This window comes from Venatorbacter sp. C2-1, assembly GCF_022832715.1.
In the GTDB taxonomy this organism is placed as follows: Bacteria; Pseudomonadota; Gammaproteobacteria; order Pseudomonadales; family Oceanobacteraceae; genus Venatoribacter; species Venatoribacter alkanivorans.
This window is the reverse complement of the sequence record NZ_CP094879.1, coordinates 931,753-945,630: the sequence shown is the minus strand read 5'-3', so window position 1 is coordinate 945,630 and position 13,878 is coordinate 931,753. Positions and strand designations below refer to the sequence as shown.

The 13,878-nt window shown below is 54.6% G+C and carries 12 protein-coding genes; 2 read left to right on the top strand and 10 right to left on the bottom strand.

Annotated elements, in window-relative coordinates; all coding sequences use genetic code 11:
* From lspA to rplU, 10 genes are all read right to left on the bottom strand, one after another.
* Positions 1–507, bottom strand: coding sequence for a signal peptidase II (gene lspA / locus MT343_RS04245; protein WP_145469719.1), 507 nt, complete (start codon positions 505–507; stop codon positions 1–3).
* Positions 508–3,402 (bottom strand): isoleucine--tRNA ligase, encoded by a 2,895-nt coding sequence (ileS, locus tag MT343_RS04240; RefSeq protein ID WP_145469720.1) that lies wholly within the window; start codon positions 3,400–3,402, stop codon positions 508–510.
* A 34-nt stretch (positions 3,403–3,436) separates the two neighbouring features.
* Positions 3,437–4,390, bottom strand: a complete 954-nt coding sequence (gene ribF, locus MT343_RS04235) for a bifunctional riboflavin kinase/FAD synthetase (protein ID WP_145469721.1) — start codon at positions 4,388–4,390, stop codon at positions 3,437–3,439.
* A gap of 86 nt (positions 4,391–4,476) precedes the next feature.
* The gene (gene murJ, locus MT343_RS04230; protein WP_145469722.1) at positions 4,477–6,060 is read right to left on the bottom strand and encodes a murein biosynthesis integral membrane protein MurJ; all 1,584 of its coding nucleotides are present in this window, start codon (positions 6,058–6,060) and stop codon (positions 4,477–4,479) included.
* 167 nt (positions 6,061–6,227) lie between these two features.
* Entirely contained in the window at positions 6,228–6,494 is a 267-nt protein-coding gene (gene rpsT / locus MT343_RS04225) for a 30S ribosomal protein S20 (RefSeq protein ID WP_145469723.1), read from the bottom strand.
* 116 nt (positions 6,495–6,610) lie between these two features.
* On the bottom strand, positions 6,611–7,450 hold the full coding sequence (gene kdsA, locus MT343_RS04220; RefSeq protein WP_145469724.1) for a 3-deoxy-8-phosphooctulonate synthase: 840 nt from the start codon (positions 7,448–7,450) through the stop codon (positions 6,611–6,613).
* Positions 7,451–7,509: 59 nt separating this feature from the next.
* Positions 7,510–8,649 (bottom strand): glutamate 5-kinase, encoded by a 1,140-nt coding sequence (proB, locus tag MT343_RS04215; protein WP_186435960.1) that lies wholly within the window; start codon positions 8,647–8,649, stop codon positions 7,510–7,512.
* Positions 8,650–8,706: 57 nt separating this feature from the next.
* Complete coding sequence (cgtA, locus tag MT343_RS04210) at positions 8,707–9,897, bottom strand: Obg family GTPase CgtA (RefSeq protein ID WP_145469725.1); 1,191 nt, start codon at positions 9,895–9,897, stop codon at positions 8,707–8,709.
* An 87-nt stretch (positions 9,898–9,984) separates the two neighbouring features.
* Complete coding sequence (rpmA, locus tag MT343_RS04205) at positions 9,985–10,245, bottom strand: 50S ribosomal protein L27 (protein WP_145469726.1); 261 nt, start codon at positions 10,243–10,245, stop codon at positions 9,985–9,987.
* 87 nt (positions 10,246–10,332) lie between these two features.
* Positions 10,333–10,644, bottom strand: coding sequence for a 50S ribosomal protein L21 (gene rplU / locus MT343_RS04200; RefSeq protein ID WP_145469727.1), 312 nt, complete (start codon positions 10,642–10,644; stop codon positions 10,333–10,335).
* Positions 10,645–11,053: 409 nt separating this feature from the next.
* Between rplU and ispB the strand changes: the two genes are divergently transcribed.
* On the top strand, positions 11,054–12,022 hold the full coding sequence (gene ispB / locus MT343_RS04195) for an octaprenyl diphosphate synthase (protein WP_145469728.1): 969 nt from the start codon (positions 11,054–11,056) through the stop codon (positions 12,020–12,022).
* Between the two features lie 28 nt (positions 12,023–12,050).
* The gene (dsbD, locus tag MT343_RS04190; protein ID WP_186435961.1) at positions 12,051–13,877 is read left to right on the top strand and encodes a protein-disulfide reductase DsbD; all 1,827 of its coding nucleotides are present in this window, start codon (positions 12,051–12,053) and stop codon (positions 13,875–13,877) included.
* Position 13,878: the final 1 nt, after the last annotated feature.

Here is a 13,878-nt window from a genome sequence, read left to right as displayed (position 1 = left end):
TCAGGAAGCCTGACGACGTTCCTGCCAGGTCTCGCGCACAACATCCAATGCCATCATCACAGCACCGACGGTAATTGCCGAGTCAGCCAGATTAAAAGCCGGAAAATACGAACGATCCCAATGTACGGAAATAAAATCGATCACATGACCATACACCAGGCGATCAAATAAATTGCCCAAAGCACCGCCTAAAATCAGCGCCAGTGCAACCGGCATCCAGATTTGTGTACGCGGCAAACGTTTCAGCCAGACAATCAGCATGACACTCACGCCAAGTGAAACAGCGGTAAAAAACCAGCGCTGCCAGCCAGACTCATCAGCGAGAAAACTGAAGGCCGCCCCACGGTTATACAGCAGGGTAAAATCCAGTACGGGCAATAAATATACCGGACGGCCATACGTCAGCATCATTTCGGCCAGCTGTTTGGTGGCGATATCCAGTACGAATACCGCCAGTGCCAACCAGAGCCAGATTAATGCTGAGCGGGACTGCTGAGAATTCGGCATTTATGCAAAACGACGGACTTCGCCATCGCCCTCCACGTTTTCCACACAACGGCCGCACAGCGTCGGATGCTGAACATTCTGACCAATATCATCGCTGTGGTGCCAGCAGCGCTCACATTTGTCATGTGCAGACGCTTTAACCTGCACTCGCAAACCTGTCAGCTCGGTTTCAACACCGGCTTCGGCGTTGAAATCCAATACCTGAACACCGGAAGTAATGAGCACGAAACGCAGTTCATCACCCAGTTTTTCCAGCTGAGCTTTCAGTTCAGGCTGCGCGTAAATTTCTACTTCGGCACTCAGGCTGGCACCGATGATTTTATCGGTACGGGCTTTTTCCAACACACCGTTCACGGCAATTTTGGCGGCGATAATATCGGCCCAAAACGCATCATCAAAGGTGCTGTCTCCGGTGTCAGGGAAAGCGTTGTACCATTCGGCCAGCATAACTGATTCCTCGCGCTCACCGGCCAGACAGCTCCAGATCTCTTCTGCGGTAAATGACAGAATCGGAGCAATCCAGCGGCTCATCGCTTCCAGCACGTGGTACAGAGCCGTCTGCGCACTACGGCGTGGCAGACCATCGGCTTTACAGGTGTACTGACGGTCTTTAATCACATCAAGATAGAAACCACCCAGCTCCGTCACACAGAAATTCATCAGTGTTTTGGTCAGGCCTTTAAAGTCATAGTTGTGGTAGTAACCAATAACTTTGTCCTGCAGCTGGCGGGTATAATTCACCATCCAGGCATCCAGCGGCAGCAGTTCATTTCCGGCAACCATATCGGTCTGCGGGTTAAAGCCATTAATATTGGCCAGCAGGAAACGACAGGTATTACGTACACGACGGTATGAATCCGCACTGCGCTTGAAGATGTCCTGAGACACCGTAATTTCACCGGTGTAATCAACATCACCAACCCACCAACGCAGAATATCGCCCCCGTACTGTTTAATAACCTCGGCAGGCTCGATCGTATTGCCCAGCGACTTGGACATTTTGTGGCCATTACTGTCGACCGTAAAACCGTGCGTCAGCACACTTTTATAAGGTGCCTCACCGTACGCGGCGACACTGGTCAGCAAGGAGCTCTGGAACCAGCCACGATGCTGGTCTGAACCTTCCATATAAAGATCAGCCGGTGCCCGCAACCCTTTACGCTGACGCAAAACCGCGCTGTGGGATACACCGGAATCAAACCATACATCCAGCGTATCGGTGACTTTTACATAGTGTTCGGCATCAGCGCCTAACAGCTCAGCAGCTTCGAGTTCAAACCAGGCATCAATACCTTTTTCTTCAACTTTCAGGGCCACTTTTTCAATCAAGGCCGCAGAATCCGGATGCAGTGCACTGGTTTCTTTATGCACAAATAACGCAATCGGCACACCCCAGGTACGCTGACGGGAAATACACCAGTCAGGGCGGTCGGTCATCATGCTTTCGATACGCGCCTGACCCCAGCTTGGCTTCCACTCGATATTTTCATTCACTTCATGCAGGGCTTTTTCCAGCAATCCGGCCTGATTCATACTGATAAACCACTGCGGCGTGGCGCGGAAAATAATCGGCGTTTTATGACGCCAGCAATGCGGATAGCTGTGGGTAATTTTCGCTTTTTTCAGCAATGCGCCTTTTTCTGCCAACAGACCCAGCACACGGAAATTACCTTTATCGGCGGTACTTAATCCTGCCAGCTCCAGCGCATCCAGAGCCGCGTTACTGATAAAGTTACCGGCGCCATCAACCAACATATCGTCAGATTTAACGTCAAAACGTTTAGACACCACAAAGTCGTCCGCACCGTGCATAGGTGCGGTATGCACCGCTCCGGTACCGGACTCTGCTGTTACGTGATCACCGGTAATGACAGGCACATATTTCGCACCGCCGTCTGCCGCGGGCATAAACGGGTGTTGTACAACGAAAGGTGCTGTTGCCTGCCCATCCAACTGGCCAAAAACCGAACCTTTAGCTGTGGCTATCACTTCAAAACCATCAGCCGCGATACCGTAGCGCTGCATGGCATCGTTCACCAGATCGGCGGCCAGCAGCAGAATTTCACCCTGTTCTTTCAGCAATACCAGCGAGTATTCCAGCGTCGGGTGTACAGATACGGCTTCGTTAGCCGGCAGCGTCCATGGTGTGGTGGTCCAGATCACAATACTGATCGTTTTTGCCGCCAGAGATTCATCAGCAGCAAAAGCCCGCAGCAATGCAGTGCTGTCCGCAAAGGCGAATTTCACATCGATAGCGATGGATTGTTTATCCTGATATTCCACCTCAGCTTCGGCCAGTGCAGAACCACAGTCAGAACACCAGTTAACCGGTTTAAAGCCTTTGTGCAGATGGCCGTTATCGATGATTTTACCCAGCGTACGGATGATGTCGGCTTCGAATTTAAAATCCATGGTCAGGTACGGGTTTTCCCAGTCCCCCAGTACCATCAGGCGTTTGAAATCGGCGCGCTGGCCATTCACCTGCTCCATCGCATATTCACGGCAATGCTTACGGAATTCACTGGCGCTGACATTCACGCCAACCTTGCCGACTTTTTCTTCTACTTTTAATTCAATCGGCAAGCCGTGACAGTCCCATCCCGGTACGTAAGGTGAGTCCTTACCGCTGAGCGTCTGCGACTTCACGATGATGTCTTTTACGATTTTATTAATGGAGTGACCCAGGTGAATCTTGCCGTTCGCGTACGGCGGGCCATCGTGCAGAATAAACTGATCACGGCCGGCACGGGCTTCACGAATTTTCTGGTACAGGCCAATCTGCTCCCAACGGGCGAGCATTTCCGGTTCACGCTGTGCCAGATTTCCGCGCATCGGGAAGTCGGTATCGGGCAAATTCAGCGTCGCTTTATATTGGCTTTCCACTTTATCGTTCATAGCTGCGTCACTTTTCTGAAAGTCTGAATTCGGTTCAAAATCGGGATGAATCAGGCAAGGCGGCAAAATAATGTCTGGCCGCTGTTTTATCGGCCGCAATGGCCTGCTTTAGTTCATCCAGACCAGAAAATTTCTGTTCTTCGCGGATTTTATGTAAAAACTCCACCGTTAAATGGCGGTGGTAGAGATCGCCCTGAAAATCCAGCAGGTGTACTTCTAGCGAAGGTTCCGGCTCTCCGCTGATGGTGGGCTTAACACCGCAATTGGCAACGCCCTGATATTTCTTGCCGCAGGCTTCGTCAATGGCACACACGGCAAACACACCAGTCAGCGGTAATTTACTGCGCCGCACCATCACATTGGCGGTTGGCGTATCCAGCATACGGCCCAGCTGACGGCCAAAGGCGACCCGGCCCGACATGCGGTAAGGGTGTCCCAGCAGATGCGCGACACGCGCCAGATTATTCGCGGCCAGCTCGCTGCGTATGCGGGTACTGCTGACCCGCTCGCCGTCCACCTCAAAGGTGGAAGTATCCTGCACACAAAAGCCATGTTCTTTGCCGGCCAGGGCCAGCGCCTGATAATCACCGCTGCGGTCACAGCCAAAACGGAAATCATCGCCGACGATCAGGTGCTTAACGCCTAAGGCAGAAATCAGGATATCGCGGATAAAGGCATCCGCCGGCATAGAGCGCAGCGTCTGGTTAAATGGCAGGCACAGCACATAATCCACACCCTGAGCGGCGAGATCCTGCAGCTTCTCACGCAGGTTAGCCAGACGTGCCGGTGCCACCTGAGGCGCAAAAAACTCCTTCGGCTGGGGCTCGAATAACATCACCAGGGTTGGCACCGAGTGTTGCTGCGCGACCGCTTTGAGCGCCCGCAGAATCCCCTGATGGCCGAGATGCAGGCCATCGAAATTACCGATCGTAACCGCACAACCGCTGAAGTCTTCCGGAATGTTATGAAGCCCACGCAATAAGCGCATCTACAACCACTACCCGCCGAATACAAAGGGCCGGATTATAGCCAAATGACTGCTCAGGGAACAGCCATTTGGCCAGCCGTATGATTTCAGAACACTTCGCCGCGCAGATGGCGCAAACGCAGCCCTGCTGCAATCAGTAAAGCAAAATACAGAACGATACCGGAGACAACGATCAGCGCCATCCAGCCGGCACGCAATGAAGGCGACCATTCCAGCCAGCTCTGCGCCGGCCCCATCAGCCACCACATAAGTGCCGCCAGAGCGCCATTAGCCAGCGCTAACTTGCCGGCAAAAGACCACCATCCGGCCTGCGGCTGATAGACCCCCTGCTTTCGCAGGCCGCGGTACAGCATATACACGTTAAAATAAGCCGACAGCGAGGTCGCCAGCGCCAGACCCGCATGAGCGAACGGGAAAACCAGAATCAGGTTCAGCACCATATTCACCACCATCGCCTGAATACCGATTTTTACCGGGGTTTTCGTATCCTGACGGGCGTAATAGCCCGGCGCCAGCACCTTAATCATCATAAAGGCCAGCAAACCACTGCCGTAAGCCTGCAGGCTCAGACTCATCTTGCCGACATCGTAGACCGTCACTTCTCCATGGAAGAAGATGGTCGACATCAGCGGCGTCGCCAGCAGCACCAGCGCCAGCGCTGCCGGCAGCGCAATCAGAAATACCATACGCACAGCCCAGTCGAGGGTGCGGGAAAAGCTGTCCTTTTCATCCGCAGCATGACGACCCGACAGCGCCGGCAGAATCACCACACCGATAGCGATAGCAAAAACGCCCAGCGGCAGGTTGTTCAGGCGGTCGGAATAATACAGCCAGCTCACCGAGCCGCTCTCCAGAAAAGACGCCAGCAGAGTATCCAGTAGCAGATTGATCTGACTGACCGATACACCAAACAGCGCCGGCACCATAAGACTGCCGATACGCTTAACACCTTCATCTTTGGGCTGATATTGCGGGCGCACCAGCAGTCCCAGCCGCGCCACAAAAGGCAACTGAAATACCAGCTGCACCAGACCAGCCAGACACACACCCCAGGCCAGCGCAAACAACGGCTCTTCAAACCAGTCGGTCATCACCAGCGTGGCGAAAATCATGCACAAATTCAGCAACACCGGAGTAAACGCCGGTACCGCGAAACGACCGTAACTGTTCAGAACACTGGAAGCAAAGGCCGTCAGCGAAATAAACAACAGATAGGGAAAGGTGATACGCAGCAGATCGGCAGTTAAAGCAAACTTTTCCGGATCATTACGGAAGCCCGGCGCAAAAATCCAGGGCAGATAATCCGCAAACAACAGCGCCAGCAGTGTCACCGCCAGCAGCGCCGCTCCCAATACACCGGAAGTACGGGCAATCAGCAGCTGCACTTCTTCCAGCGGCCGCAGGCGGCGGTATTCGCTCAGCACCGGCACAAAAGCGACGGAGAAAGCCCCTTCGGCAAACAGACGGCGGAAGAAATTGGGAATTTTGAAGGCAACAAAGAAAGCGTCGGCGCGGGCACCAAAATACTGCGCCACCACCACATCACGGATCAGCCCCAGCACCCGGCTGAGCAGCGTCATCAGGCTGACAATCGACGACGAACGCAGCAGGCCCAGACCTTTACCGGCTGGCTTCTGTTCGGCGGGAGTAGGGTCTTGCGGTTGCGTCATACGAGTCTCCATTTACCTGCGCGTATCATACGCAGCTACACCGGAAAGTCTGTAGGAAAGCCTGCAGGAAAGTCAGCCGGGCCTGGCCATATCCGCGCAGCAAACGACAGAAACAAAAAAACCCGCAAAAGCGGGTTTTTCGTCCGAACCGGAACGTTAATCAGAGATTAACCTTTCAGTGCGAAAACCTTAGCATTCAGACGACTCTTGATACGTCCAGCAGTATTCTTGTGCAGAATACCTTTGTTCACCATTTTGTCGATGTAAGGTTGAGTCTTAGTAAACGCAGCCTGGGCTTGGTCATAGTCGTTAGTCGCAACAGCAGCGTGTACTTTCTTAATGTAAGTACGCACCATTGAGCGCAGAGCTACAGTACGAGCACGACGTTTGATAGCCTGACGGGCGCGTTTACGAGAACCAGCGGAATTTGCCACAGTCGGCTCCTCAAAATTGGTTTATCAATCAAATCTAAGAGGGCCGGGATTATCCAGACATCCCGCCCCAGTGTCAACAAGGGCACTGCTTAAAAAGCAGTCCCTTCCCTTAATGATCAGTCGATGATCACTTTTGCAAAAGACTTCACCAGCGAATCCACGGCTTTCATCTGCTCCAGATACACTTCCAGCTTATCCAGCGGTAAGGCACAAGGGCCATCACACTTGGCTTCAGCCGGATTCGGGTGCGCCTCCAGAAACAGACCAGCAATCCCCAGAGCCATACCGGAACGTGCCAGCTGGAACGCCTGCTGACGGCGTCCATCGGCAGAATCGGCACGGCCACCAGGACGCTGCAACGCGTGCGTGGCGTCGAATATAACCGGCGCCATGGTCTTCATATCGTCCATACCCAGCATATCCACCACCAGGTTGTTATAACCGAAGCTGGAACCACGCTCACATAACATGACGCGCTCATTACCGGCTTCAGCAAACTTCTTGATGATATGGCGCATTTCATGCGGCGCCAGGAACTGCGGCTTCTTCACGTTAATGGCCGCACCGGTTTTGGCCATAGCCACCACCAGATCGGTCTGACGCGCAAGAAACGCAGGCAGCTGGATAACATCCACCACTTCAGCCACAGGTGCGGCCTGATAAGGTTCGTGTACATCGGTGATCAGCGGTACGTTAAAGGTCTTTTTGATTTCTTCAAAAATCTTCAGACCTTCTTCCATACCCGGACCACGGTAGGAATTGATCGAGGAGCGGTTAGCCTTGTCAAAAGATGCTTTGAACACATACGGAATGCCCAGCTTTTCCGTTACTTTTACGTAGTGTTCACAGATCTGCATTGCCAGGTCACGGCTTTCCAGCACATTCATGCCGCCAAACAAAGTGAAAGGCGCGTCATTACTGACGTTAATACCGGCTACGTTTACGGCCTCGATCATGTTATTCCTCTGCTTATTCTTACTTTTGCTTAACGCACAGCCCAAGTGCTGCGCCAAAGTTACAAGACTACCAGATTATCGCGGTGAATAATCTCCGGCTCGGCAATATACCCCAGAGCCTGCTCCAGCTGCGCAGTCGGTGTGCGCACAATTTTCTGAGCGTCGGACTGGTTGTAATTGACCAGACCTTTAGCCACCAGATTGCCCTGCTCGTCTTTACAGGCCACCACCTGGCCACGTTCAAATTTACCGCCAACCGCCACCACACCAATCGGCAGCAGACTGCGGCCACCTTCGCGCAAGGCTTTAATCGCCCCGGCATCCAGCACCAGTTCACCATGGGTCTGTAAATGCCCGGCAATCCACTGCTTACGCGCCGCCACCGGCTCTTTATCAGCCAGTAACATAGTACCCAGCACTTCACCGGCCCGCAGACGGGTTATGACGTTATCAATACGGCCACCGACGATCACAGTGTCCGCACCGGAACGCGCCGCCAGTTTGGCCGCACGGATCTTGGTGATCATGCCACCACGCCCCAATACACCGCCGCCGCCGGCCATCGCCATATACTGCGGATCTGAGGCGCGGCCTTCGGCGATCAGCTCAGCATCCGGATTGGAACGCGGATCAGCGGTAAACAGGCCCAGCTGATCGGTCAGAATCACCAGCACATCGGCTTCTACCAGATTGGCAACCAGCGCCCCAAGGGTATCGTTATCGCCGAATTTGATTTCGTCGGTAACCACGGTGTCGTTCTCATTGATCACCGGCACCACACCCAGACTAAGCAACGTGCGCAGGGTACTGCGGGCATTCAGGTAACGCTTGCGGTCACTGAGATCGTCGTGCGTCAGCAGAACCTGTGCGGTAGCGCGCTTGTGACCGGCAAAAGCCGTCTCATAGGCCTGCACCAGCCCCATCTGCCCGACCGCTGCAGCGGCCTGCAGCTTATGCACTTCGTCCGGACGCTTGCTCCAGCCCAGACGAGTCATGCCTTCTGCCACCGAACCCGATGATACCAGCACTACTTCGTGACCCTGCTGCAGCAAAGCTGCAATCTGATCCACCCAGCTCTGCATACCTTCACGATTCAGACCACGGCCATCATTGGTCAGCAGCGCGCTGCCGATTTTAATGACCCAGCGCTTCTGTTGCGCCAGCTTCTGCCGGGTTTCCTGCCACTCCACAGCCGTCATTGCTTTCTGCCTGTTGCTCTCTGCGACTACTCTTTCGAGCGTTATGGTTAGCCGCGATTATTCGCGGGTATAAATAACTTCCACGTCGTAATCGTCATCATCATCGTAATCCTGATCCAGCTCGCGCTGCTGACGACGGCGCTCGTGCAGATACTCGATATGCTCACGCGCTTCGGCTTCAACCTGTGCACGCTCTGCCTGTAACTGCTCGGCAAATTCTTCATCTTCCTGGGCACGTAAACGACGCTGCTCAATGTATTCCATGATGTCGCAGCTGATTTTAAACGTACCCTCGCGGTTAATCGCGGCAATACGGTATACCGGCCCCTGCCACTGCAGGCGGTCGATAACGTCCTGACAACGCGCCTCGCGTTCTTCTTCCGGCACCAGATCCAGCTTATTCAGCACCAGCCAGCGGTCACGCTGCGCCAGACCAGGAGAAAACTGCTCCAGCTCGTTGCTGATGGCCTGTACGTTTTCCGCAGGATCGGAGTCATCGAAGGGTGCCATGTCGACGATATGCAGCAATAAGTGAGTACGCACCAGATGCTTGAGGAAACGGGTACCCAGACCAGCACCATCAGAGGCGCCAGGAATCAGACCCGGAATATCGGCAACCACAAAACTGCGGTGCGCTTCGACCGATACCACACCCAGATTCGGCACCAGCGTGGTAAACGGATAATCCGCCACCTTGGGCTTGGCTGCAGAAACCGCACGGATAAAGGTCGATTTACCGGCATTCGGCAAGCCCAGCAAACCTACGTCAGCGAGCACTTTCAGCTCCAGCTTGAGGTTGCGTGATTCGCCCGGCTGACCCGGTTTGGTCTGGGTCGGCGCCTGATTGGTACTGGATTTGTAACGGGTATTGCCCAGACCATGGAAGCCGCCACGGGAAACCATCAGCAACTGACCATGTTCAGTCAGATCGCCCAGCGTTTCACCGGTGTCTTCATCAATAGCCGTCGTGCCGACGGGAACTTTCAGATAGAGGTCAGCACCTTTATAACCGGTACAGTTACGGCTGGAACCGTTCTTACCGTTTTCGGCCTGATAATGGCGCGTGTAACGGTAATCGATCAGGGTGTTCATGGCGTCATCGGCTTCCAGAAAAACCGAACCACCATCACCGCCGTCACCACCGTCCGGGCCACCTTTAGGGATGAACTTTTCGCGACGGAAGCTCATACAGCCATTGCCGCCCTTGCCCGCCTGAACGGTAATTCGCGCCTCGTCGACGAATTTCATGCCTTATATCCTCTTGAATGCAAACAAAAACGCCCTGACTTCAAAGTGAACTTTGCAGCCAGGGCGCTCGGGTAAGTCGTGCAGCGATTAAGCGGCTGGAACGATACTTACAAACTTACGGTTTTCCGGACCTTTTACCTCGAAGGTAACAACGCCGTCTGCAGTAGCAAACAGAGTGTGGTCACGGCCAACTTTAACGTTGGTACCAGCGTGGAAACGGGTGCCACGCTGACGAACGATGATGCTGCCTGCTTTTGCAGCCTGACCACCAAACAGTTTGACACCAAGGCGTTTACTCTCGGAATCACGACCGTTACGGGTAGAACCACCAGCCTTTTTGTGAGCCATTGCTTTTCTCCTGTTTTGGGGTCACTGCAACACTGCGGATGCGGCGGTTTGGCAAACCGGCACGGACCCCGGACTTAATTCAGATAATTAGCCAGCGATGCTGGTGATTTTCAGTTCAGTGAACCACTGACGGTGGCCCATTTGCTTCATGTGGTGCTTACGACGCTTGAACTTCAGGATCTTCACTTTCTTGTGACGACCATGAGCAACGACTTCAGCAGTCACTTTAGCGCCTGCAACAACAGGAGCACCGATCTTAACGTCATCGCCGTTACCGATCAGCAAAACTTTTTCCAGAGCAACGGATTCGCCGGTAGCGATTTCCAGTTTCTCAACTTTCAGGGTCTGGCCTTCTTCAACACGGTACTGTTTACCGCCAGTTACTACTACAGCGTACATACTGTAATCTCCACATGAGCCCATAAACGGGCACTTACTTGGCTGCTACTTTCACGACCTGCTTCTACTGGCAACGCTCTGGTTTCCATATGGCAGGGAGCAGAATTTCGGGGCGCGAGACTATACCCCAGCTTATCCACACGCGCAAGTCACAATCCTATTGGGCGGTAAGCCTGCCATCCGGCTGACATCAGCAGCGAAAACTCCCGGCCAGCGGCGACGGCAATTACAGGCCAAAAAGTAAAAATATGCTGAAAAGCCGGTTTCAGGCGGCCAAAAACTGACTTTTTCACCCGCTATCGTTGTCAGCCCTTCCAGTACATCGCTACACTGCACGCCTTCAGCCGCTCCGGTTCTGCCTGCAAGCTCCGCCGGAGTCGAGCGCCGTTTTTTATAAGGCCCTTAATTCATGCAGATACAAGATATTCTCGCTGTCGTCAGCGACGAATTTCAGGCGGTGGATCGCCTGATCCATACCCAACTGGCATCGCGCGTTCCCCTGGTTGAAAAGATCGCCGACTACATTGTCAGCAGCGGCGGCAAACGCATTCGCCCGCTACTGGTACTGATGACCGCCAAAGCATTCGGCCAGTGCAACGAGCAAGCGGTTAAGCTGGCCACCGTGATTGAGTTTCTGCACACCGCCACCCTGCTGCACGATGACGTGGTCGATACCTCGGACATGCGCCGCGGCAACCCGACCGCCAATGCCAAATGGGGCAACGCTCCCAGCGTACTGGTCGGTGACTTCCTGTACAGCCGTGCCTTTACCATGATGGTTGAACTGGGTTCACTGCCAACGATGAGCATCCTGTCGAATGCCACCTGCGTGATCGCCGAGGGTGAAGTACTGCAGCTCACCAACGTAAAGAACCCGGACACCAGCGAAGCGCAGTATATGGATGTTATCCATGGCAAAACGGCGATGCTGTTTGAAGCCTCAACCCATGCTGCTGCCGCTCTGCTGCAATGCACTCCCGAGCAAAGCCGGGCCATGCAGGAATACGGTAAGGAACTGGGCATGGCTTTCCAGCTGATTGATGACGTGCTGGATTACGAAGGCGATGCCGAAGCCATGGGTAAAAACGTCGGCGACGATCTGGCCGAAGGCAAGCCAACCCTGCCGCTGATTCACGCCATGGCTCATGGTAACGAACAACAGCGCAGCCTGATCCGCTCGGCGATCCGCAAAGGCGGCCTTGACGATATGGCCGACGTACTGAATGCCGTACGCGAACTGGGCTCGCTGGAATACACCCGTCAGAAAGCCTATGACTGTGCTGACCGCGCTCAGGCGCACCTGCAACTTTTGCCGGATTCAGAGGCCAAAGAGGCCCTGCGTGCGCTGGCGTTACTGGCGGTGAAGCGTAATACCTGACAGACGGACAATGACCCGGAGGTTATCTGTGGCGAAGTGGTTACTCTTGTGTATTTCTCTGTTCTGGCTGCCCGCGCAGGCTGGCTTGCTGGACAGCCTGACCGGTAACGACGAGCCGGACTTTCTGCCGGTCGAACAGGCCTTTCCGCTGACCACGCTGATCGATAATGGCCAGCTGCACGCCAGCTGGCACTCCGCCGATGGCTATTACCTCTACAAGCACCGCATCTTTATCCAGCAGGGTGAGCTGAAGGCCGACCCGGTGTACTACTCGCATCCGGGTAAAGAGAAAGAAGACGAAGCCTTTGGTCTGGTCACTGCATTTTATGGTGAGCTGGATACCCGCTTTGACCTGAGCCGGTTTCAGCCCGGTGAACTGGTATTGCACCACCAGGGCTGTGCCGACGCCGGCCTGTGCTATCCGCCGCAGCGCTCTCGCCTGACCATTACTCAGGCCGATATTCAGGCTGCACAAAACACAACGGCCAATGCCAACTCCGATACGGCGTCAGGCAACAGTGTCACAGACAGCACTGGCAACTACAAAGCGAACAACCAAACAAACGGCGCAGCAGACAGCTGGTTCAGCAACCGCTCCTGGGGCGCGGTTGTTGGTTTGTTCTTTCTGCTGGGCCTCGGTCTGACCTTTACCCCCTGCGTGCTGCCGATGGTGCCCATCCTGACCACGGTTGTTCTGGGTCAGAAGAATACCTCCGCCAGCCGTGGCTTTATGCTGTCATCCATCTACGTCCTCGGTATGGCGCTGACTTATGCCGCCGCCGGTCTGACCGTAGGCCTGCTGGGTGCCGGAGCCAATATTCAGGCCTGGATGCAAACACCCTGGGTACTGATTCTGTTTGCCGTTCTCTTTGTGCTGCTGGCACTGGCCATGTTTGGCCTGTATGAGCTGCAACTGCCTTCTGGCCTGCGTAATCGTCTGAACCAGCTGAATCAGAACCAGAAAGGCGGTCAGTGGCTGAGCGTCTTTATCATGGGCGTTCTCTCCGCTCTGGTGGTATCCCCTTGTGTGTCTGCTCCATTGGCGGGCGCGCTGGTTTATCTGAGCACCACCGGCGACGCCGTTTTGGGCGGCAGCGCATTACTGGCGCTTGGCCTCGGTATGGGCGCACCGCTAATTGTGCTCGGCACCACCGGCGCTTCGTTCCTGCCTAAGGCCGGCGGCTGGATGAACCAGATCAAGGCATTCTTTGGCATTCTGCTGCTGGGCGTTGCCATCTGGCTGCTGAGCCGCATCCTGCCCGAGAGCGTCAGCCTGCTGTTGTGGGCCCTGCTGGCCCTGTTTTACGGCATCAGCCTGGGCGCACTGGAACCGGCCACCAGCGGCATACAGCGGCTGGTCAAAGGTCTGGCCTGGGTATTTTTACTCTACGGCATCAGCGCCTTTATCGGCGTATTACAGGGTAACAGCAACCCGCTGCAACCACTGAGCGGCGGTCTGGTTGCGGTTAACACTAACAGCACAACAGCGCACAGCTCAGCGTTCTACCGCAGCGATTCCGTTACCGATATCGAGCGCCGGATTGCTGCCAGCCAGCAACCGGTGATGCTCGATCTGTACGCCGACTGGTGCATCAGCTGCAAAGTGATGGAAGAAGAAATCTTTGCCGAGCCCGATGTGCAGCAGATGATGAAGAACGTCCTCTGGCTGCAGCTCGACGTCACCGATAACAGCGCCGAGCAGATTGCCTTTATGCAGAAGCACGCGATCTTCGGCCCGCCAACCATTCTGTTTTTCAATCAGCAGCAGGAAATGCAATCCGCCCGTATTGTCGGAGAGCTGGACAAAGCGGCCTTCCTGCAGAAGGTTCAGGCCGCCGGTCTTACTCAACCCTGAC